The organism is Enterobacter sp. JBIWA003 (assembly GCF_019968825.1).
GTDB lineage: Bacteria > Pseudomonadota > Gammaproteobacteria > Enterobacterales > Enterobacteriaceae > Enterobacter > Enterobacter quasiroggenkampii.
In genome coordinates, this window is the sequence record NZ_CP074170.1 from 1,764,477 (window position 1) to 1,784,645 (window position 20,169).

At 62.1% G+C, this 20,169-nt stretch carries 20 protein-coding genes and 1 pseudogene; 12 read left to right on the plus strand and 9 right to left on the minus strand.

The features are described from left to right. Positions 1 to 1,038 (minus strand): molybdenum cofactor-independent xanthine hydroxylase subunit HpxD, encoded by a 1,038-nt coding sequence (gene hpxD, locus KGP25_RS08325; RefSeq protein WP_223540241.1) that lies wholly within the window; start codon positions 1,036 to 1,038, stop codon positions 1 to 3. Between the two features lie 14 nt (positions 1,039 to 1,052). Then, complete coding sequence (gene hpxO, locus KGP25_RS08330) at positions 1,053 to 2,207, minus strand: FAD-dependent urate hydroxylase HpxO (RefSeq protein ID WP_223540242.1); 1,155 nt, start codon at positions 2,205 to 2,207, stop codon at positions 1,053 to 1,055. Between the two features lie 239 nt (positions 2,208 to 2,446). On the opposite strand from hpxO, the gene uraD reads away from it, so the two are divergent. Further along, complete coding sequence (gene uraD, locus KGP25_RS08335) at positions 2,447 to 2,947, plus strand: 2-oxo-4-hydroxy-4-carboxy-5-ureidoimidazoline decarboxylase (RefSeq protein WP_048222408.1); 501 nt, start codon at positions 2,447 to 2,449, stop codon at positions 2,945 to 2,947. Beyond that, positions 2,944 to 3,267, plus strand: a complete 324-nt coding sequence (gene uraH, locus KGP25_RS08340) for a hydroxyisourate hydrolase (RefSeq protein WP_223540243.1) — start codon at positions 2,944 to 2,946, stop codon at positions 3,265 to 3,267. The genes uraD and uraH overlap by 4 nt, the downstream gene beginning before the upstream one ends. On the opposite strand, the gene guaD is transcribed toward uraH, so the two are convergent. Then, positions 3,247 to 4,566, minus strand: a complete 1,320-nt coding sequence (gene guaD, locus KGP25_RS08345) for a guanine deaminase (protein WP_223540244.1) — start codon at positions 4,564 to 4,566, stop codon at positions 3,247 to 3,249. The two genes, uraH and guaD, sit on opposite strands and share 21 nt — an antisense overlap. Positions 4,567 to 4,666: 100 nt before the next feature. Then, a complete protein-coding gene (locus tag KGP25_RS08350; protein ID WP_223540245.1) occupies positions 4,667 to 6,163 on the minus strand; it encodes an NCS1 family nucleobase:cation symporter-1 in 1,497 nt (498 codons plus the stop codon). Between the two features lie 144 nt (positions 6,164 to 6,307). Between KGP25_RS08350 and KGP25_RS08355 the strand changes: the two genes are divergently transcribed. The 3 genes and pseudogenes from KGP25_RS08355 (at position 6,308) to puuE (ending at position 8,713) form a co-directional block, all read left to right on the plus strand. Then, positions 6,308 to 7,024, plus strand: a complete 717-nt coding sequence (locus tag KGP25_RS08355) for a GntR family transcriptional regulator (protein ID WP_048027304.1) — start codon at positions 6,308 to 6,310, stop codon at positions 7,022 to 7,024. Next, positions 7,024 to 7,893: pseudogene (locus KGP25_RS08360) on the plus strand (aspartate/glutamate racemase family protein); the annotation flags it as partial. The gene KGP25_RS08355 and the pseudogene KGP25_RS08360, both read left to right, overlap by 1 nt. Continuing rightward, positions 7,814 to 8,713: an allantoinase PuuE gene (gene puuE, locus KGP25_RS08365; RefSeq protein WP_223540544.1), complete on the plus strand. Its 900-nt coding sequence runs from the start codon at positions 7,814 to 7,816 to the stop codon at positions 8,711 to 8,713. The pseudogene KGP25_RS08360 and the gene puuE, both read left to right, overlap by 80 nt. Positions 8,714 to 8,828: 115 nt before the next feature. Here puuE and hpxZ read toward each other — a convergent pair whose 3' ends face one another. Genes hpxZ through hpxW form a run of 4 tightly spaced genes read right to left on the minus strand, consistent with a single transcriptional unit; the run spans position 8,829 to position 12,388 of the window. Then, a complete protein-coding gene (gene hpxZ / locus KGP25_RS08370) occupies positions 8,829 to 9,215 on the minus strand; it encodes an oxalurate catabolism protein HpxZ (protein ID WP_008499851.1) in 387 nt (128 codons plus the stop codon). Next, the gene (locus tag KGP25_RS08375; RefSeq protein ID WP_048027309.1) at positions 9,212 to 10,609 is read right to left on the minus strand and encodes an AtzE family amidohydrolase; all 1,398 of its coding nucleotides are present in this window, start codon (positions 10,607 to 10,609) and stop codon (positions 9,212 to 9,214) included. Before KGP25_RS08375 ends, hpxZ begins: the two co-directional genes overlap by 4 nt. Next, positions 10,606 to 10,794, minus strand: a complete 189-nt coding sequence (gene hpxX / locus KGP25_RS08380) for an oxalurate catabolism protein HpxX (protein ID WP_024909607.1) — start codon at positions 10,792 to 10,794, stop codon at positions 10,606 to 10,608. The genes KGP25_RS08375 and hpxX overlap by 4 nt, the downstream gene beginning before the upstream one ends. A 10-nt stretch (positions 10,795 to 10,804) precedes the next feature. After that, a complete protein-coding gene (gene hpxW, locus KGP25_RS08385; protein WP_223540246.1) occupies positions 10,805 to 12,388 on the minus strand; it encodes an oxamate amidohydrolase in 1,584 nt (527 codons plus the stop codon). Between the two features lie 144 nt (positions 12,389 to 12,532). On the opposite strand from hpxW, the gene hpxU reads away from it, so the two are divergent. The 7 genes from hpxU to hpxK all read left to right on the plus strand — a co-directional run bounded on the left by hpxU (position 12,533) and on the right by hpxK (position 18,881). Further along, positions 12,533 to 13,372, plus strand: a complete 840-nt coding sequence (gene hpxU, locus KGP25_RS08390) for a MurR/RpiR family transcriptional regulator HpxU (RefSeq protein ID WP_048027314.1) — start codon at positions 12,533 to 12,535, stop codon at positions 13,370 to 13,372. Between the two features lie 192 nt (positions 13,373 to 13,564). Further along, positions 13,565 to 14,347 (plus strand): transporter substrate-binding domain-containing protein, encoded by a 783-nt coding sequence (locus KGP25_RS08395; protein WP_008499846.1) that lies wholly within the window; start codon positions 13,565 to 13,567, stop codon positions 14,345 to 14,347. Between the two features lie 4 nt (positions 14,348 to 14,351). Then, positions 14,352 to 15,017: an amino acid ABC transporter permease gene (locus tag KGP25_RS08400; RefSeq protein WP_048027626.1), complete on the plus strand. Its 666-nt coding sequence runs from the start codon at positions 14,352 to 14,354 to the stop codon at positions 15,015 to 15,017. Further along, positions 15,017 to 15,673: an amino acid ABC transporter permease gene (locus tag KGP25_RS08405; protein ID WP_071882588.1), complete on the plus strand. Its 657-nt coding sequence runs from the start codon at positions 15,017 to 15,019 to the stop codon at positions 15,671 to 15,673. The genes KGP25_RS08400 and KGP25_RS08405 overlap by 1 nt, the downstream gene beginning before the upstream one ends. Beyond that, positions 15,654 to 16,391: an amino acid ABC transporter ATP-binding protein gene (locus tag KGP25_RS08410; RefSeq protein WP_023327069.1), complete on the plus strand. Its 738-nt coding sequence runs from the start codon at positions 15,654 to 15,656 to the stop codon at positions 16,389 to 16,391. The genes KGP25_RS08405 and KGP25_RS08410 overlap by 20 nt, the downstream gene beginning before the upstream one ends. A 13-nt stretch (positions 16,392 to 16,404) precedes the next feature. Then, entirely contained in the window at positions 16,405 to 17,646 is a 1,242-nt protein-coding gene (locus KGP25_RS08415; RefSeq protein ID WP_048027317.1) for an alanine--glyoxylate aminotransferase family protein, read from the plus strand. Beyond that, on the plus strand, positions 17,643 to 18,881 hold the full coding sequence (gene hpxK, locus KGP25_RS08420; protein ID WP_223540247.1) for an allantoate amidohydrolase: 1,239 nt from the start codon (positions 17,643 to 17,645) through the stop codon (positions 18,879 to 18,881). The genes KGP25_RS08415 and hpxK overlap by 4 nt, the downstream gene beginning before the upstream one ends. Here the strand turns inward: hpxK and KGP25_RS08425 are convergent. After that, positions 18,878 to 20,128 (minus strand): MFS transporter, encoded by a 1,251-nt coding sequence (locus KGP25_RS08425; RefSeq protein ID WP_223540248.1) that lies wholly within the window; start codon positions 20,126 to 20,128, stop codon positions 18,878 to 18,880. The two genes, hpxK and KGP25_RS08425, sit on opposite strands and share 4 nt — an antisense overlap. Positions 20,129 to 20,169: the final 41 nt, after the last annotated feature.

Sequence of the window (20,169 nt, forward strand, 5' to 3'; positions counted from 1 at the left end):
TCATACCAGGAAAAACTCGCCAAAGCCCATCTTCTTCAGTCCCCGACGGTAGGCAATCGAGCTTTTATCTGCGGGGATATGCGCTTCCAGAGTCAGGTCCAGCGGCAGGCTTTCCGGACGCTGGGTTTCCACCATCAGACGGTCCTCTTCAAAAATCCGCAGATTGAAGGCATGCACATCTTCCACCGGAATATGCAGGTCAAAATTGCGGGCGATAGGGGCGAACATGCGGGTCACGCGCGATGACACCGGCGATGCGGCGTTCATAATGACCAGTCTCGATTCACCCGGAAAATGAATCGTCAGAGTGGCGGTGAACGGCAGGTGCATCTCAAAATGGCGCAACCACTGGAACCCTTCCGGAGCCTGCACGGGGGAACTGGCGGGATAGTTGCTCACGGAGCTCCAGTAATCTGCCACGAAGCCAAACGGCGTCTCCTGCGGCTGATAGTGGGGCACCAGCGGGTTATTCGGGTCCGCAAAAGTATCAGTGTGGATCCAGGCAAAGTGCGCCACGTCCAGAAAACCCTCTACCTGACGTCCGGCAAAGCCGTTGACCTCAAACGCCGGGCAGTTAATCTGCTGAAATCCGTCGTCATCCCAGTGCGGCATGGTGGGCAGCGGCGCGGGGTTTTCCGGATCAAACCCCAGGCAGGTCCAGATGAGCCCGAACCGCTCCTCCACGGCGTAGTTAATCAGGTTCAGCTTCGCCGGAACGGGCTGGTCGGGGCTGGAGGGAATACGGTTGCAGCGTCCGTCCTCCCCAAAGCGTAAGCCATGATAGGGGCAGATAATCCCGTGCTCGTCGTGAAAGCCGAGCGTCAGCGGCACGCCGCGGTGCGGGCAAACGTCACGGGCGACCACGACCTGGTCGTTAATGCGGTAAATCACCAGCTGTTCATCCAGTAGCGTCGCTTTGACCGGCGCCGGACCGACGTCGCAGGCACGCGCGACCGGATGCCAGCATTTCGCCAGACGCAGCCAGTCCTCTGGCTCAAACGTACAGTGGGCGGGTGGAGTCGGTTCTCTTTTCATCATTATCCCTCTTACGTTCAGCCTAACGGGCCGCCCTGAATGGTCTCGCACAGACCGTTGATGATGCGCTCTCCGGTCTCCTCGCGAAGCTCCTGATACCACGCCTGCGTCAACGCCATGTCTTTGCCGTGGGTGACGTCGCAGCGCTTACGCGCCTTCAGCACCAGGTCGCGCACCCGGTCACAGCGCAGCGCCTCGTACTGCCGAAGCGCCAGCGTGATGTTGTGATTTTCACGCAGGCATTCCCCCAGCACCACGGCGTCTTCCATCGCTGCGCAGCCGCCCTGGCCGATATCCGGCGTGGTGCTGTGCCCGGCATCGCCCAGCAGCGCGACGTTGCCGCGTACCAGGCTGTCGAACGGCTCAATGTCGTGGATTTCAATGCGGTTGGTGGTTTCAGGATCCAGCGCCGCGATAAGCGTCTGCACCGGCGGCGCCCAGCCGCGGAAGTAGCCCGTGAGATCGGCGCGCAGGGTAGTGCGATCCTCCGCCAGACCCGCAGGGAGCGGCACGTCAAAGAAGAAGTAGAAGCGTCCACCGGAGACGGGCATCAGCGACACGCGTTTGCCTTCGCCAACGAAGGTGGTCCACTGGTGCGCCGGGGCGATCTCCTCGTCAATCTTCACCAGCCCGTTCCAGTTCACGTAGCCCGCGTAGCGGCGCTCCGGCGTGTACCCCAGCACGTACGGGCGAACCGCCGAGTGGCTGCCGTCGGCGGCAATCAGGAAATCCCCGGCAGCTGAGCTGCCATCGGTGAAGGTGACGCTCACGCCAGCCTCGTCTTCATGAACGCGTTCGACGCGCTTGCCGAACTGCACCTTGTCGCGCCCCCAGAAGTCCAGCATTTCGCGCTGAAGCTCAGCGCGCGAGACGGGGCAGGGACGCCCGCCGGTACGCTCAACCAGCGGGGCAAGGCTAAAGCGGGTCAGGGTATCGCCGCGACGGTAATCCTTATAGGCCATAAAACGCATCGGTCCGCCGTAGGTCTCGATGATGTCGCCCATGCCGAGGTGCTGCATGCATTTCACGCCGTTCGGCCAGATGGAGATGGCCGCCCCGACGGGCCTGATCTCCTTTACGGCTTCAAACACGGTACAGTCGATGCCCGCTTTCTTCAGCGCGACGGCGGCGCTCAGGCCGCCAATACCCGCACCAATAACGATTGCTCTCATGCTTCTCTCCTTTTGCAGGGTGTAAAGACATTCAGCAATTTGCGTACCAGGCTGCAGAGTGGTGAAAACGGCGTTGTGAGGGAGATGTTTGCACTGCTAAGGTGCGCAAACGCGGTGAGCGTGCCTTTTTATGAATCAAAAATTTCCTGGTCAGCCATCCGGAATCGACTGTTTCACGTTTGTCTCAAGAGTGGCGTGGTTTGTGCACTGACCTGAAGGAGGATAATCAAGGAGAACCTATGATCGCACTGCACGACTTCAATCAGCTGCCTGAGAAAGACGCTTTTACGCTGCTTCAGCCCTGCGTGGCGATACCCGGCTGGGCCGACGCGCTGGTGAGTGGGCGGCCTTATTCGAGCCGGGACGCGTTGTTCATTGCGGCGCAGGCCCTGACGCAACGCTGGGATGAAGCGGCCTTAACGCAAGCCCTGAGCGCCCATCCGCGCATCGGGGAAAAGCCCGCGGGTTCAGCGACGGAGGCGGCACTGTCGCGCCAGGAGCAGGGCGCGGTGAACGATCGCGATACCGCCCTTGCCCAGGCGCTGCGTGAAGGCAATGCCCGCTACGAAGCCCGCTATGGGCGCGTCTTTCTGATCCGCGCGAAGGGACGCAGCGGCGAGGAGATATTACAGGCTCTGCACGCGCGGCTGGAGAACAGCGACGCGCAGGAAATCCGTGCCGCGCTGGAACAGCTGCGGGAAATTACGCTGCTGCGACTGGAAGGAGTCATTCACGAATGAGCACACTCAGCACCCATATCCTCGATATTTCGACGGGCAAGCCCGCAGAGGGCGTGACGGTTCATCTGCAACAGGACGGGAAGACGCTGGCCACGGGCGTGACCAACGTTCAGGGACGCATCGCCGCGTTCGTTCCCTCTCTGCCCGCGGGCCGCTATCGGCTGGTGGCGGAGATTGGGGCGTGGTTTAGCGATACCGGCCGGGAGACCATCTATCCCTGCGCGCAGATTGAGTTTGTGACGGGAGAAACGGCAGACGAGCATTTCCATCTGCCGTTTGTGATTGCCCCCGGCGGATGGTCAACCTATCGGGGCAGTTGACCACACCCGCTCGCCGTTGACCCAGGTCTCACTGATGTTGCGCTCGTCGCCCAGGGTCATCAGCACGAAAAGCTGCTCGTAGATATCCTGGCAGCGGCGATTGCGCAGGCGCTGCAGCGGCGTCACGTCGGGGTCGATAACCACGAAATCCGCCTCTTTGCCTGCCGCGAAGTTGCCAATCTTATCGTCCAGCCGGAGGGCGTGCGCACCGCCCAGCGTGGCGTGATAAAACGCCTCGCTGGCGCGCAGGCGGTAGCTCTGAAGCTGGCCCACCTTGTAGGCCTCCCCCAGCGTGCGCAGCATGCTGAAGGTGGTGCCCGCCCCGACGTCGGTGCCGATGCCCATCCGCACCCTGTGCTGCCAGCAGGCGGGCAGGCGAAACAGCCCGCTGCCGAGAAACAGGTTCGAGGTGGGGCAAAACGCCACCGCCGAGCCGGTGTCATGCAGACACTGCCACTCGCTGTGGTGCAGATGGATCGCGTGGGCAAACACGCTGCGCTCGCCGGTCAGGCCGTAGTGGTGGTACACGTCCAGATAGCGCTCATGCTCCGGCCAGAGATCGCTCACCCAGGCCACTTCGTTGGGGTTCTCGCTCAGGTGGGTCTGCAGCCAGGTGTCCGGGAACTCCTCTCTAAGCAGGCTGACCGCCGCAAGCAGCTCGGGTGATGACGTCGGCGCAAAGCGCGGCGTAATCGCATAGCCCAGCCGTCCACGGTGATGCCAGCGCTGGATCAGCGCCCGGGTCTGCCGGTAGCTCTGCTTCGCGTCTTCGCTCAGGTAGTCCGGCGCGTGCCTGTCCATCATCACCTTTCCGGCGATAAGGCGCATGTTCAGGCGCAGGGCCTCGGTAAACAGTGCCTCGACCGATTCCGGATGCAGCGTGCAAAACACCAGCGCGGTGGTGGTGCCGTTGCTCACCAACTGGTTAATGAAAAATTCGGCGATCTCTTTTGCATAGGCCTCATCGGCGAACTGGCTCTCCACCGGGAAGGTGTAGGTGGTCAGCCACTCCAGCAGCTGTTCGCCAAAGGCGCCAATCATCTCCGTTTGCGGATAATGAACGTGGGTATCGACAAAACCGGGTAGCAGCAGCCTGCCGCGCAGGTCGGTATAGCCTTTGTGCGGGTCAAGATACTGCTCGCCCTCCTGCCACGGCATCTGTGCCAGAATTTTTCCGTGCTGGATAAACAGCAGGCCGTCCTCAAGGTAGCGCGCGTGCTGGGCAATGGCGTCTGCGCTGTCGCAGACCCGGGCAATATCAAAAAAAGCACCGCGTATCGCAGTCTGGTATTCCATCATGGTTCCTGCCTTCGTGTGTGCGTAGCGGGGGTGAGAAGGCTCAGCAAGAACGGTGCCAGAATGAACGGGCCGCAGAGATGCTGCGGCCGGAGGGAGGGAATTACTCTTTTTGCGTCGCCACGCGGGAGCCAAACGACGTCGCACCTGCCGTCTCGCGCTCTTCCCGCGCCAGCCAGCGGTAGGTGACGCTGCCGAGGAAGACGCCAATAAACCAGCTGAAGTTTGCCACCTCATGCAGGGCCGGGATAAAGCTAATGACCAGGCCCACGGCAACGGACGGGATCAGCGCCCCAATGGCTTTCGGGTTAAAGCCGTTGCGGTACCAGTATTTGCCCTTTGGCGTGTCGTCGAACAGATCGTCAACCGACACCTTGCCGCGTTTAATCAGGTAGAAATCGGCGATCAGGATGCCGAACAGCGGGCCGATAAACGCCCCGAGCACGTCCAGGGTGTAGTGGATAAGCTCCGGCGAGTTGAACAGGTTCCACGGGGTGAGCAGGATCGAGCCGACGGCGGCAATCATGCCTCCGGTGCGGAAGCTGATTTTCTGCGGCGAGCAGTTAGAGAAATCAAACGCCGGTGAGACGAAGTTCGCCACGATGTTGATACCGATGGTAGCGGTGATCATCGTCAGCAGGCCAATCGCCACGGCCAGATCGTTACCCACGCGGCTGACGGTCTCAATCGGGTCGGTGATCATGCGGCCAAACAGCGACTGGGTGCCGGAGACAATCACCACGGTAACGATGGAGAACAGCAGGAAGTTAAACGGCAGCCCCCAGCGGTTGCCGCGGCGGATCTCACCCATGCTTTTGCCGTAGCGGGAGAAATCGCCAAAGTTGAGCAGCGGACCGGAGAAGTAGGAGACCACCAGCGCCGTGGCGGTGATCATCTGCCAGGTCTGTTCGCCCGCGCTCAGGGATTTACTGGCGAGGGTAAAGGAAATGCCGTCAAAACCGGTCTTGTATACAATCCAGCCGGCGAGGGCCAGCATCACCACATAGACCGCCGGACCGGCGATATCAATAAAGCGCTTGATGGCGCTCATGCCGTGCCAGAAGACCATCGCCTGCAGGACCCACATAATGGCAAAGCAGATCCAGCCCAGATGCGACAGGCCCAGGAATGCGCCGGTAGTGAGTGAAGAGAGCGTCGGCCAGAACTTCAGCGCCACCAGCATCAGGGCGTTGGCGGCGAGATAGGTCTGAATACCGTACCACGCAAAGGCAATCAGCCCGCGGATCACCGCCGGAATATTGGCCCCGAACACGCCAAACGCCTGACGGCTGATCACCGCGTAGGGCACGCCCGCCATCTGGCTCGGTTTGGCCACCAGGTTGGCGCACAACTGCACGATGCAAATCCCCACCAGCAGGCAGAGCAGCACCTGCCAGCTTGCCAGCCCGAGCGTAAAGAAGCTCGCGGCGACAACATAACCCCCCATGCTGTGAACGTCCGACATCCAGAACGAAAAGATGTTGTACCAGCTCCAGTTCTGGTCACGCGTCGGTGCCAGATCCTCATTGCAAAGACGTGGGCTGTAAACCGCACCGGAATCAGCGGCCGTACCTTGCTGTGCTTTTTGACTGTTTGGCATGAAACCTGCTCCTGTGAATGAAAACCCGTTGAGTGGGAGTGCAAACGGTGTTGCAGGATCCAGGCCAAAATAATAAATCTTGTATGCAATATTTTATTTTTATGTATACGATTCGATAACGAAAAGTAAAATTCGGAGTGGTGAATGAACAACATAAACGCCCTGCAGACCGCGCCAGACCTGCATGATAAAGACGAATCCATCTTCCAGGCGCTGATGACCGCGATTGTCGAACACCAGCTGCTGCCGGGGAGCAAATTGCCGGAAGAGGCGCTGGCCGAGGTCTTTGGCGTGAGCCGCACGGGCATCCGCAAGGTGCTTCAACGACTCGCCGCTGTGCAAATGGTCACCCTGACGCCCAAGCGTGGTGCACACGTCGCCAGCCCGACGGTGGAAGAGGCGCGGCACATCTTCCGCACCCGCGCCCTGCTGGAGGTCGCTAACCTGCCGGATGTGCTGGCGCACTGCCAGCCGCCGCACCTTGCCGCGCTGGAGGCCATTATTCGTCAGGAGCAGCAGGCGCACGAGGCCTATGACGGCCCGGCGGCGATCCGCCACTCCGCCAATTTCCACATTCAGCTGCAGGCCATCTCCGGCAACCAGGTGCTCACTGAGATGGTGACCAGCCTGAGCCAGCGTTCTTCGCTGGTGATTGCCACCTGGGGCGCGCCGTGGCGTCAGGGCTGCCGTTGCAACGATCACGAGCAGCTGGTGGATCTGCTGCGCCAGAAGGCGCTCCAGCCGCTAAGCGATGCATTAATGCACCATTTTGAACATATCGTCGCCAGCCTCTGCTTCGAGCGGGCGGGCGAGTGCCTGCCTGATTTTGCCCGGCTGTTTGCCGGCCACAAGGAGTCGTAATGTCTGTCTGTATACAAGTGATCAACCCCAACACCAGCCTCGCCATGACGGAAACCATCGGCGCGGCAGCCCGCGCGGTGGCGGCACCGGGAACGGAGATCCTCGCGGTCTGCCCGAGCGCGGGTGTGCCGTCTATAGAAGGCCACTTTGATGAGGCCATCGCCGCCGTCGGTGTCCTGGATCAGATCAAAAAAGGCAGGGAGCAGGGCGTGGACGGTCACGTGATCGCCTGCTTTGGCGATCCGGGCCTGCTGGCGGCGCGCGAGCTGGCGCAGGGGCCGGTAATCGGCATCGCCGAAGCCGCCATGCATATGGCGACGCTGGTCGCGACGCGCTTTTCGGTGGTCACCACGCTTCCGCGCACGCTGATCATTGCCCGTCATCTGCTGCACCAGTATGGCTTTCAGGACCATTGTGCGGCGCTGCACGCCATCGACCTTCCGGTGCTGGCGCTGGAAGACGGCAGCGGTCTGGCGCAGGAGAAAGTACGCGCGCGCTGTATACAGGCGCTGAAAGAGGATGGCTGTGGCGCCATCGTGCTGGGCTGCGGCGGCATGGCGACGCTGGCGCAAGAGTTGACCCGCGAGCTGCGCGTGCCGGTGATCGACGGCGTCAGCGCGGCGGTGAAGATGGTGGAATCGCTGGTGGCGCTGGGGCTGTCGACCAGCAAGCACGGCGATCTGGCGTTCCCGGAGAACAAAGCGTTAAGCGGGCATTTTCAGGCATTGAATCCATTTTAATTTTTTGGGGGTGGCAATGGGGCTTTTTGAACAGGATTATCCGCGTGATCTGCGCGGTTACGCGGGCAACCCGCCGCACGCGCGGTGGCCGAATCAGGCGCGCATCGCCGTGCAGTTTGTGCTCAATTACGAAGAAGGGGCAGAAAACCACGTTCTGCACGGCGATGCCGGATCCGAGCAGTTCCTGTCGGACATCATTGGCGCGGCCAGCTACCCGGACAAACACATGTCGATGGACTCTCTCTACGAATACGGCAGTCGCGCCGGGTTCTGGCGGATCCACAATGAATTTCAGAAACGCGGCCTGCCGTTGACGGTCTTCGGCGTGGCGATGGCGCTGGCGCGTCACCCGGAGATCGTTGAGGCGATCAAAGCCGCGGATTACGACGTGGTTAGCCACGGCTGGCGCTGGATCCACTATCAGAATATGGATATCAGCCAGGAGCGCGAACACCTGCACAAGGCGGTGCACGTTCTGACCGACCTGTTTGGTAAGCCGCCAACGGGCTGGTACACCGGGCGCGACAGCCCCAACACCCGCCAACTGGTGGTGGAGCACGGTGGTTTTGACTACGACAGCGACTACTACGGCGACGATTTGCCCTTCTGGACGGAAGTGGCCTGCAGCGACGGCTCCCGTAAACCGCACCTGATAGTGCCGTATACGCTGGATGCGAACGACATGCGCTTTGCGACCGCGCAGGGGTTTAACACCGCCGAGCAGTTTTATACGTATCTGAAGGACAGTTTTGACGTGCTGTACGAAGAGGGGGAAAGCGCGCCGAAGATGATGTCCATCGGCATGCACTGTCGCCTGCTGGGGCGACCGGGTCGTTTTCGCGCGCTGCAGCGGTTCCTGGATTATGTGCAGCAGCACGAGCGGGTGTGGGTCTGTACCCGCCAGCAGATTGCCGACCACTGGCGGGAGGTACATCCGTTTCAGAAGTAAGTGTGCGATGTTTTGCCGGGTGGCGGCTGCGCCTTACCCGGCCTACAGGGCCCACAGGGCATACGGGACATCGTAGGCCCGGTAAGCGCAGCGCCACCGGGCAGGTTTTTCAGCGTTACACCATCAAACTCACCTGCGCCGCCACGATGCGCCACCCGTAGGCAAACCGCACCCACGTCTGCTGCTGGCGGCCAATGCGTTCTGTGCTCTCCCGGGTAAACTCGGTGCTGCACACGGCATAATCCTCCCCGAAGGTGGTGATGACGGTGTGGCGCAGCGTCCGCTGCAGCCCGGCGGCGGGGCGCGCCGCGCGAAAGGCGCGGATTTCATCAATTCCGTACAGGTTTTCCCCCGCCCCCAGCCGCACCGTGTTTTTGTCGTGCCAGAACAGCTCGTCCAGCACCGCAACGTTGTTGCTCACCAGCGCGTCCTCATAGCGGTAAAACGCGGCCGTCACCTCGGCAACCACCCACGGGAGGTTAATGTCATCGTGATTCATCATGCTGCTATCTCCGCCGGACGGGCATCGGTGATGCCGCTCTCCTCCAGAACCCGCGCGACGCGCAGGCAGGCCTGCTCGTTAAACGGCGCGGCAATCAGCTGCAGGCCGATGGGCGCGCCCTGCGCGGTGCGCAGCGGAACGGTGGTCACGGGCAGGCCCAAAAACGAAATTGGCTGGGTCAGCATCCCCATGCTGGCGCGAATGGGCAGCGGCTGACCGTTAATTTCCATGGTTTGCTCGCCCGCCAGCGTCGCGCTGCGCGGGGTGGCCGGGGCGATCAGCACGTCGGCCTGCGCGAATAAGGTTTTGAATGCCTGCCGGGCGTGAGCGCGAAACCGCTGGGCCTGAATGTACCAGGCGGAGGGGATCATCGCCCCGGCCAGCAGGCGTTCGCGGGAGTGCGGTTCAAAACGCGCCGGCTCCTGGCGAAGCGCGGGCAGGTACTGATTTCCCCCTTCGGCGGCGCTGATGATAAACGCCGCCGAACGCGCCAGCTCGGCGTCCGGGAACTGTAGTTCATCCTGCACGTCGAGCGCCTTCGCCACCCGCGCCACGGCGTCTCTGGCGTCCGCGTCGCACCAGGTGGTGAAGTAGCCGCCGAGTACCGTGCAGCGCAGGCCGTCAAGCCCGCGATCGAGCAGGGGGCGCGTCTGTTCCCGGGAGCTCTCTGCCTGAAAACCGTCGCTGGTGTCCCGTCCCTGCAGGGCGTCATATACGGACGCCAGGTCACACACGCGGCGGGCGAAGGGGCCGATATGATCCAGACTCGGGACAAACGGATGGCTTCCTGCGCGCGACAGGCGGCCAAAGGTGGGCTTCAGGCCGTAGATGCCGCACAGGGAGGCCGGAACGCGAATCGACCCGTTGGTGTCGGTGCCGAGTGAAAAGTGCACCAGCCCGGCAGCCACCGCGGCCGCTGACCCGCCGGACGACCCGCCCGCAATGCGCGCCAGGTCGTGCGGGTTACGCGTCGTGCCGTAGTGGCTGTTCTCGGTGGTAAAGCCGTAGGCGTAGGCGTCCATATTGACCATCCCGGTCAGCAGCCCGCCCGCGCTGCGCAGCTGGCGTACCGCAAAGCCGTCAGCCGCGGCGGCAGGGCGCTGGCTGAACAGCTCGGCCCCGGCGAGGGTGGTGTGACCGGCAACGTCGAACAGGTTTTTCACCGCATAAGGCACACCTGCCAGCGGCGGCAGGGGACGCTTTTCCCGTCGCAGGGTATCAATATTATCGGCTTCGGCGAGCATGCGTGCTTCCGTCACGGTGGTCCAGGCGTTGATCTGCGGATTTACGCGCGCAATCGCCTCCAGCGTCTGTCGGGCGATCTCGTGGGCGCTCAGCTCCCCCGCGCTCAGCGCCTGCTGGATCGCGCTGATACTCATCTCGTGTAGCGTCATGCTTTATACACTCCTGCAATCTCCAGACGGTCGTCGAGCGGCAGCGCCATCAGCGGGGCGGCCATGCTGGCAATGCGGCTGAACTGCAGCTGCAGCTCGGCGCGGCGGGCGTCATCCAGCTCAACGCCGAGTACGGTTTCCATTTGCGCCAGGTACGCCTGCCAGTCGGGTTGGTGTGTCGTCATTATTTTCTCCTCAGAATCCGGCGGCTGTGCCGTTGCTGCGCGGGTCAAATGCCCCTTCGAACAGCCCGTTGGGGTGGCGGACAATCGCGCCCGCGTGACCCATGGCTTCACTAAAGTCAGGGAAAAGCTCCACCTCGTGGCCGAGTGCCTGCAGGCGCGCGACCGTCTCGGGTGAAAAACGCCCTTCAAGCTTTAAGGTGTCCGAGGTTTGTCCCCAGGTGCGCCCCAGCAGCCAGCGCGGGCGGGTAATGCTCTCCTGCAGGGGGACGCCCTGAACAACGTAGCGGGTAAAGAGCGCTGCCTGGGTTTGCGGCTGTCCGTCGCCACCCATCGATCCGTAGACCATCACGCGACCGTCCTTCAGACGTGCCGCCGCCGGGTTCAGGGTGTGGAACGGCTGTTTGCCCGGCGCGAGGGCCAGAAGATGGGCGGGATCGAGGCTGAAGGATGCGCCGCGGTTCTGCCAGACGATGCCGGTATCGGGCAGCACCACGCCGCTGCCGAACTCGTGATAAAGGCTCTGGATAAACGACACGGCAAGCCCGCTGCTGTCCATCACCCCCATCCACACCGTATCGCCGGGACCTTTTCCGGTTCCCCACGGCGCCGCGCGACTGTCGTCAATCCTGTCGGCAAGCGCCTGCAGGGCGGCGGGATCCAGCAGTTGCTGAACATCGGTGTTCAGCGCGCGCGGGTCGGTGATGTGGGCATCCCGCAGGCCAAAGGCCAGCTTGGTGGCTTCCACGATGCGGTGCAGGGTGTCGGCGTCGTGGGCCTCCGCCATGTTCAGGCGATCGGTAATGCCGAGTATCGCCAGCGAGACCAGCCCCTGCGTCGGCGGGGCATGGTTAAAGATCTCTCCCTGCTGATGCTTGAGCTTCAGCGGCACGGTGCGTCGGGCGGCGTGCGCGTTGAGATCGGCCAGCGTCACGGGGAGATCCAGCGTCTCCATGCCGCGCGCCAGGACTTCCGCCAGCGGGCCGCGATAAAAGCTGTCCAGGCCGTCCTGCACCAGGTGCGTCAGAGTCGTGGCCATGGCGGGCTGGTAAAAGCGGCTTCCGACCTGCGGCGGCTTGCCGTCCACCAGCCAGGTTTCCGCGAAGCCGGGAACGTCCTTCAGCTCGTCGAATTTACTGGCCGTGGCGTGAGCCTGAGAGGCCGTGACCGGCGTGCCGTTTTGCGCATAGTCAATAGCGTCGGCCAGCAGGCGGGCCAGCGGCAGCGCCTTGCCGGTCATCTCGCGCGAGACCTTCAGCGCCTCGTCCCAGCCGCTGACGGTTCCGGCGACGGTCAGCGCCGCACGGGGGCCACGATGGGGGATCTGCGTGAGCCCGTCGTAGGCGGCCAGCGTCGCGCGCGATCCCGCCGCGCCGCTGGCATCGATGGCGATGGGATCGCCTTCCGGGGGCACGATAAGCCAGAAGCCATCGCCGCCCAGCCCGTTCATATGCGGATAGACCACGGCGATGGTGGCCGCCGCCGCGACCATCGCTTCGATGGCGCTGCCGCCTTCGCGCAGCACCGCCAGCGCGCTCTGGCTGGCGAGGTGGTGGGGCGCAACCGCCATACCGTGTGTGGAGACATTACTTTGCATGAAGAGTCCTCGTAACCCTGAAAGTCACAAGGTGCTGCAAAAGCTGTTCCAGTTCTGAATAAAAAGTTTCATGCCAGTTGCCGCAGAAGCTGGCATGCTTAATGAATAATGAGCATGAGATGAAACAAACGTTACAGAGGCGTTATGGAACAGCTTGATGAACGACTGAAAGCACAATACGCGTCATTGTCGCCGCAGGAGCAGCGGGTGGCAGATTTTATTTTCGATCATTTTGACGACCTCATTAGCTACAACAGCGCCGAGCTGGCGCAGCTGAGCGGGGTATCGAAAGCCACGGTGAGCCGTCTGTTTAAGCGTCTGGGCTATGAGAAATATAAGGACATGCGCGAAGAGCTGCGCACCCTGCGCCAGAGCGGGATGCCGCTCACCGACAATCGCGATGCGGTGCAGGGCAATACGCTGCTGGCGCGCCACTATAAGCAGGAGATGGCAAACCTGACCCAGTGGGTCAATGCCCTCGACGCGCAGCAGTTTGCCGACGCCATGGCCTGCATGGTCAGGGCGCGCCGTATCGTCATTATCGGCATGCGTAACGCCTATCCGGCGGCGCTGCACCTGCGCCAGCAGCTGCTGCAGGCGCGCGGCCAGGTGCTGGTGCTGCCGCAGCCGGGGCAGAGCCTGAGCGAGGAGCTGGTGGACTTAACGCCGGACGATCTGGTGGTGATGATGGCCTTCCGCCGTCGCCCGCGCATCATTCGCCCGCTGATGCAGCAGCTTCAGAGCAGCGGTATTCCGGTGCTGCTGATGTGCGAGCCGCAGGCCCACAGCCTGTTCCCGCTGGCGAGCTGGCAGCTCTGCACCCCGCTGGACAGCGTCTCCGCCTATGACAGCTATTCGTCGGTCAACAGTCTGATCAACCTGCTGGCGAACGCCTTCCTGCATGACATTCTCGATAAAGGCCGCCCGCGCATTCACGAGATTGCCTCCCTCTACCAGCAGCTGGACGAGCTGGAACAGCGATAATGGGGCATCAGGCTGGTGCTTTGCATTAAAACAGTGCAATCAGATGGGGCGTAAAAGAGCGCCCCCTTTTCGCCATTCCCCGCTTTATCAGGCTTTATGACAATATCCCCCGTTTCGCCTGACCTGGCACATTAGTTGCAAAATCACATTCAAAGAATCTTTTGTTTCATGTTAACGTTACGGGGAAGCACCATGAAAAAATTGTTGATTGCACTGGCCGGGGCAGCATGCCTCTTCACACAGCTGCCGGCAAAGGCTGACCAGCTTCAGGATATTGAGAAGCGCGGCACCATCCGCATTGCCGTTCCGCAGGACTTCCCGCCGTTTGGCTCGGTGGGAACCGATCTGCAGCCGCAGGGCTATGACATCGACATGGCGCGCTATCTGGCTAAACAGATGAAGCTCAAGCTGCAGCTGGTGCCGGTGACCAGCGCCAACCGCGTGCCGTACCTGCAAACCGACAAGGTGGACCTGGTCATTTCCAGCCTGGGTAAAAACCCGGAGCGCGAGAAGGTAATCGACTTCAGCCGCGCCTACGCGCCGTTTTTCCTCGGCGTGTTTGGTCCGAAAGGGGCTGAACTGAAGGATGCCGCCGCGCTCAGCGGAAAAACCATCGGCGTGACGCGCGGGGCGGTGGAGGACATGGTGCTGACCGGCCTGGCGCCGAAAGACGCGGACGTGAAGCGCTACGAAGACAACAACACTACGCTGTCGGCATATCTGTCCGGCCAGGTGCAGTACGTGGCGACCGGCAATCTCGTGGTGGCGGCCATTTCGCGCCAGAACGCGGCGAAAGCCCCGGTGCCGAGCTTTATGCTGAAAGACTCGCCGTGCTTCATTGGCCTGAAGAAAAACGAACCGGCCCTGAAGGCAAAAGTGGACGCGCTGATCGAGCAGGGCATTAAGGACGGCACGCTGAACGGTCTGTCTGAGCAATGGCTGAAGGCCCCGCTGCCGGCAAACCTTGGCGCCTGAGCCGATGACTGAGCAACTTGATTTTTCCGCCCTCTGGCCGCACTGGCCGGAGCTGCTGGCCGGGCTGTGGGTCACTATTCAGCTGACGGTGATGGCCACCGTCGGCGGGCTGGCAACAGGGATTGTCGGCGCGGCGATCCGCAGCGGACGCACCACCTGGTACAGCCGGATCTGGGGCGGGTATGTGGAGATCATCCGCAACACGCCGTTTGTGGTGCAGCTGTTTTTCATCGTCTTCGGCCTGCCGAACCTTGGGCTGAAGATGACGGCGGGGGAAGCGGCGCTGCTGGCCATGGTGGTCAACCTGGGCGCCTACAGCACCGAGATTATTCGCGCGGGCATTCAGGTCACGCCGAAAGGGCAGTGGGAGGCCGGTCGCGTGCTGGGGCTGACCCGCCTGCAGACCTTTATCCGCGTGGTGCTGCCGCCTGCGCTGCAGCGCATTTACCCGGCGCTGGTGAGCCAGTGCATCATCGTGATGCTCGGCTCGTCGGTGGTGTCGCAGGTCTCCTATGAAGAGCTGACCTTCGCCGCCAACCTGATCCAGTCCAGAACGTTTTTAAGCTTTGAGGTCTATCTGGTGACCACCGGGATTTACTTAGCGCTGTCGATTACCCTGCGCCAGCTGATGATGGCGGCAGGACGGAAATGGCTGGGGGTGCAGGCATGATGACCACCTTTACCGACTGGGACATTATTCGCAACCTGCTGCTGGCCGGACGCTGGACGGTGCTGCTGTCGCTGGTGGCGTTCGTCGGCGGCGCGGTGGTAACGCTGCCGCTCCTGCTGCTGCGCCTGACGGGCGGACGCACGGTGAAGCGCATTATCCGCGGCTATATTGAGCTGTTTCAGGGCACGCCGCTGCTGATGCAGCTGTTCCTGGCCTTCTTCGGCGTGGCGCTGTTCGGCATCGACGTTTCGCCGTGGACCGCCGCCTCGCTGGCGCTGACGTTCTACACCAGCGCGTTTCTGCTCGATATCTGGTACGGCAGCATTCGTGCTTTACCGAAGGGGCAGTGGGAAGCCTCGCGCTGCCTGGGGCTGACCTTCGGCCAGACCCTGTTTCGCGTGGTCGCCCCGCAGGCGCTGCGCATCGGCATTGCGCCGACGGTCGGCTTTGCCGTGCAGGTGATCAAAGGCACCGCGCTGGCATCGATTATCGGTTTTGTCGAGTTGACCAAGGCCGGGACCATGCTGACCAACGTGACCTATCAGCCGTTTAAGGTCTTTGCGCTGGTGGCGCTCGGCTACTTTATTCTGTGTTATCCGCTGTCGCGCTACAGCCGCTATCTGGAGACGAAATTCAATGCCTCTCATCACCATTAATCAGGTGCAGAAGTACTACGGCGATAACCACGTGCTCAAGGGCGTCGATCTGGATATCGACATGGGCCAGGTGATCTCCATCATCGGGCGCAGCGGATCGGGCAAAAGCACGCTGCTGCGCTGCATTAACGGCCTGGAAGGCTATCAGGACGGCAGTATCAAGCTGGGGGGCATGACCATTACCGACCGGGATTCCCAGGCGCGTGAAATCAGCCGCTCTGTGGGGATGGTGTTCCAGAGCTTCAACCTGTTCCCGCACATGACGGCGCTGGAGAACGTGATGCTCGCCCCGCGTCGGGTGCTGAAAAAAAGCGCCGCCGAATGCCGGGCGCTGGCGCAGCAGATGCTGGAGAAGGTTGGCCTTGGCGATCGTCTGGATTACTACCCGTCGAGTCTCTCCGGCGGCCAGCAGCAGCGCGTGGCGATAGCCCGCGCGCTGGCGATGTCGCCGAAAGTGTTACTCTGCGACGAGATCACCTCCGCGCTGGATCCGGAGCTGGTGGGTGAAGTGCTCAAAGTGCTGGAGCAACTGGCGGCCGAGGGGATGACGCTCATACTGGTTACCCATGAAATGAATTTTGCCCGCGAAGTGGGCGACCGCGTGGTGTTTATGCACCAGGGGAAAGTCTGGGAGCAGGGCGACAGCAAAACGCTGTTCGCCAACCCGCAGACCACGGAACTGAAGCAGTTCATCTCCTCCGTGCGCGGCCTCAACTGATAAGGACTGAACAATGGATATCGCACACTTTCCGCAAATCAACCCGCCGCAGCGCCTGCTGATGGGCCCGGGCCCGATCAACGCCGACCCGCGCGTGCTGCGCGCCATGTCGAGCCAGCTGATCGGCCAGTACGATCCGGCCATGACCCACTACATGAACGAGGTGATGGCGCTCTATCGCGGCGTATTCCGCACCGAAAACCGCTGGACGATGCTGGTGGACGGCACCTCCCGCGCGGGAATTGAAGCCATTCTGGTTTCCGCCATTCGACCGGGAGATAAGGTGCTGGTGCCGGTCTTTGGCCGCTTTGGCCACCTGCTGTGCGAAATTGCCCGCCGCTGCCGTGCAGAGGTGCATACCATCGAGGTGCCGTGGGGCGAGGTGTTTACCCCGGACCAGGTCGAGGATGCGATAAAACGTATTCGTCCGCGCTTGCTGCTGACCGTGCAGGGCGACACCTCCACCACCATGCTGCAGCCGCTCGCGGAGCTGGGCGCGATCTGCCGCCGCTACGACGTGCTGTTTTACACCGACGCCACCGCGTCGCTCGGCGGTAACGCGCTGGAGACCGACGCCTGGGGGCTGGATGCCGTCTCGGCCGGGATGCAGAAATGCCTCGGCGGCCCGTCGGGCACGTCGCCGATCACCCTGAGCGCGCGGATGGAAGAGGCGATCCGCCGCCGCAAGTGCGTGGAGGAGGGCATTCGCACCGACGCCCACCGCGACGGCGACGAGGAGATGATCTACTCCAACTACTTCGATCTCGGCATGGTGATGGACTACTGGGGGCCGGAGCGGCTGAACCACCACACCGAAGCCACCACCGCGCTGTTTGGCGCCCGCGAATGCGCGCGGCTGATCCTGCAGGAAGGGCTGGATAACGGCATCGCGCGTCATAAGCTGCACGGCGATGCGCTGCTTAAGGGGATTCAGGCGATGGGGCTGGAGACCTTCGGCGACCTGAAGCACAAGATGAACAACGTGCTGGGCGTGGTGATACCGCAGGGCGTCAACGGTGACCAGGTGCGTAAGCTGATGCTGGAAGATTTCGGGATTGAAATCGGCACCTCGTTTGGCCCGCTGCACGGCAAAGTGTGGCGCATTGGCACCATGGGCTATAACGCGCGCAAGGACTGTGTGATGACCACCCTGAGTGCGCTGGAGTCGGTGCTGAACTACCTCAAATTTACCACCACGCAGGGGGCCGCCATGCAGGCCGCGTGGGACCACTATCGCCGCGAGACGCCGCAATGAGCCCGGCGGCAGAACGGGTGATGGTGCGCGCCGACGCGCTGGCCACCATCAGCGAAACCCCGGATGCGCTGACAAGGGTGTATCTCTCCACGCAGCATCTGCAGGCCAACCAGCTGGTCGGGGAGTGGATGCGCCAGGCGGGCATGACCGTCTGGCAGGACAGCGTGGGCAATATCTGTGGACGCTACGAAGGCGCGCAGGAGGGAGCCCAGGCGGTGCTGCTTGGCTCGCATCTGGACACCGTACGCAACGCCGGGCGCTACGACGGCATGCTCGGGGTGCTTACCGCCATCGAAGTGGTGGATAGCCTGCACCAGCAGGGTGTGCATCTGGCGCAGGCCATAGAGATTGTCGGCTTTGGTGACGAAGAGGGAACCCGTTTTGGGATCACCCTGCTAGGCAGCCGGGGGCTGACGGGCACCTGGCCGCAGGGCTGGCTGGAGACGTGTGATGCTCAGGGCATCAGCGTGGCGCAGGCGATGGTGCTGGCGGGGCTCGATTCTGCCCGCGTGGCGCTCGCGGCACGTCATCAGGACGATTTTAGCGCCTGCCTGGAACTGCATATCGAACAGGGACCGTGTCTGGAGCAGGAAGGGCTGGCGCTGGGCGTGGTGGAAGCCATTAACGGCGCGCGCCGCCTCAACTGCCGCTTCACCGGCGAGGCCGGGCATGCGGGTACCGTGCCGATGCATCACCGTAAGGATGCCCTGGCCGCCGCCGCCGAATGGATGGTGCTGATTGAAAACACCACCCGACAGCAGGGCGGCAACCGGGTGGCGACGGTCGGTGAGCTGCGCTGCCTGCCCGGTGCGGTCAATGTCATCCCCGGCGAGGTTGCGCTCTCGCTGGATATTCGCGGCCCGCAGGATGCCCCGCTTGACGCGCTGCTCGCTGAACTGCTGGCGCAGGCGCAGTCGATTGCCGCTCGTCGCGGGCTGAGCTTCAGCGCCGAGGAGTTTTACCGGATCGCCGCCACGCCGTGCGATGCACGTTTGCAGCACCTGCTGGGCGACGCCGTGGAATCGGTGCAGGGGCGCTCGTTATCCCTGCCCAGCGGCGCCGGGCATGACACCATCGCCCTGGCGGAACGCTGGCCTGTGGGGATGCTGTTTGTGCGCTGCAGGGGCGGGGTCAGCCACCATCCGGCGGAATCGGTGATGGCTGAGGATGTCGCTCTGGCAATTGAGGCGTTTGGGCGAGCGGTAAAAAAACTGGCAGGCGATGAAACGGCTTAAGCGTTCGGGTGTGCCGCCGTTTCCGGTAGGCGCAGCGGTACCGTCATCAGGCTGGCGGCGAAATAGAGTACGGCTATCACCCACAATGTCCCTTCCACACCCAATGGCGCGACGCACACGGTGACGATGAAGGGGCCGGCGAAATTGCTTAGCCCCGAACCAAGGTTGAGACAGGAGATCGCCGCCCCTTTGTTTTCCGGCAGCAGCGAGGGGATCAGGGCGCTCAGCGGGCCAAACGCCCCCAGGCCGATAGCGTAAAGAGCGAGCGCCAGAAACAGGGCGAGGGTGCTGTGGCCAAACAGCACGGGGGCATAACACACCGCGATGGAGGCTACGCCGCATAGCGTACCAGAAAACCACATCACCGTTTTTCGCCAGCCCAGGCAATCGCCCAGCCAGCCAAACAGATAGCTGGCGAAAATATTCACAATATTGACCAGGCCCCAGACTGTTAGCCACTCGGCAATGCTAAAGCCAAATTGCGGTAAATAGACCGGCATCAGGATCACCAGCGAAAATTTACCGATGTCATTGATGGTTTTCACCACGACCGCCAGACGCATTTTCGGCTCTCGCACCAGGACGATAATCCCCTCCAGAAGCGCTGTTCTCAGCGGATAACCGTCCCTGAAAACGGGCCGGTCATGGTTGAGGACCAGTGCACAAAACCCGCCGCAAAGAACAAACGCGAAGCCGCTCAACAGCGTGCCCGTTTCGCCTATGCGGGCCAGCATCATGCTGGAGTACCACGGGCCAACAATTGTCATTCCGACACCGAAGGCTATCCAGAACCAGGAGACCGCACGGCCTAAAATACGGCTTTCGCAGCGCTGGTTTATCCATACCAGAAACGAGTAGGCAAACAGCGGGTAAGCCACCCCGCGTAGCGCGTAGGTTGCCACCATGAGCGGATAGTTATTCTGGGGGAGGGCAACAAAAATAAAGGGCACCGAGCCGATAAAATAGACCACCGTCGCGATCCACATCAGCCGGCGCACCCCCAGCACGCCTGCTCCGATACCGGAAAACCAGGAGACAACGGCAACGCACAGGCCGAAGATGGATGAAAGCAGGCTAATTTCAACAGGATCAAAGCCCCGCTGCTGCAAAAGTGAAGCCAGCCAGCTTTGTTCGATGGTCGCTCCGGTTATAAATAAAAAAACACCGATGAATCCCCAGCTAAGCTCCCGGGGTAATCCTATCCGCGCCCATATCCCTTGTTGCATCACCAGGTTATGTTCAGTCATGTTGTTCTCTTCTTCCTGCCGGGCGGGCACGGTTACCCGCC

Bases quoted from the DNA above. Each gene is read 5' to 3' on its own strand.
- KGP25_RS08395 (WP_008499846.1), top strand. From the start codon at position 13,565: ATGAAAAAATTGTTGATTGCACTGGCCGGGGCAGCATGCCTCTTCACA.
- hpxX (WP_024909607.1), bottom strand. From the start codon at position 10,794: ATGACGACACACCAACCCGACTGGCAGGCGTACCTGGCGCAAATGGAA.
- uraD (WP_048222408.1), top strand. From the start codon at position 2,447: ATGATCGCACTGCACGACTTCAATCAGCTGCCTGAGAAAGACGCTTTT.
- hpxK (WP_223540247.1), top strand. From the start codon at position 17,643: ATGAGCCCGGCGGCAGAACGGGTGATGGTGCGCGCCGACGCGCTGGCC.
- uraH (WP_223540243.1), top strand. From the start codon at position 2,944: ATGAGCACACTCAGCACCCATATCCTCGATATTTCGACGGGCAAGCCC.
- KGP25_RS08350 (WP_223540245.1), bottom strand. From the start codon at position 6,163: ATGCCAAACAGTCAAAAAGCACAGCAAGGTACGGCCGCTGATTCCGGT.
- KGP25_RS08355 (WP_048027304.1), top strand. From the start codon at position 6,308: ATGAACAACATAAACGCCCTGCAGACCGCGCCAGACCTGCATGATAAA.
- KGP25_RS08400 (WP_048027626.1), top strand. From the start codon at position 14,352: ATGACTGAGCAACTTGATTTTTCCGCCCTCTGGCCGCACTGGCCGGAG.
- hpxZ (WP_008499851.1), bottom strand. From the start codon at position 9,215: ATGATGAATCACGATGACATTAACCTCCCGTGGGTGGTTGCCGAGGTG.
- hpxD (WP_223540241.1), bottom strand. From the start codon at position 1,038: ATGATGAAAAGAGAACCGACTCCACCCGCCCACTGTACGTTTGAGCCA.
- KGP25_RS08375 (WP_048027309.1), bottom strand. From the start codon at position 10,609: ATGACGCTACACGAGATGAGTATCAGCGCGATCCAGCAGGCGCTGAGC.
- KGP25_RS08410 (WP_023327069.1), top strand. From the start codon at position 15,654: ATGCCTCTCATCACCATTAATCAGGTGCAGAAGTACTACGGCGATAAC.
- KGP25_RS08425 (WP_223540248.1), bottom strand. From the start codon at position 20,128: ATGACTGAACATAACCTGGTGATGCAACAAGGGATATGGGCGCGGATA.
- KGP25_RS08405 (WP_071882588.1), top strand. From the start codon at position 15,017: ATGACCACCTTTACCGACTGGGACATTATTCGCAACCTGCTGCTGGCC.
- hpxW (WP_223540246.1), bottom strand. From the start codon at position 12,388: ATGCAAAGTAATGTCTCCACACACGGTATGGCGGTTGCGCCCCACCAC.
- guaD (WP_223540244.1), bottom strand. From the start codon at position 4,566: ATGATGGAATACCAGACTGCGATACGCGGTGCTTTTTTTGATATTGCC.
- KGP25_RS08415 (WP_048027317.1), top strand. From the start codon at position 16,405: ATGGATATCGCACACTTTCCGCAAATCAACCCGCCGCAGCGCCTGCTG.
- hpxO (WP_223540242.1), bottom strand. From the start codon at position 2,207: ATGAGAGCAATCGTTATTGGTGCGGGTATTGGCGGCCTGAGCGCCGCC.
- hpxU (WP_048027314.1), top strand. From the start codon at position 12,533: ATGGAACAGCTTGATGAACGACTGAAAGCACAATACGCGTCATTGTCG.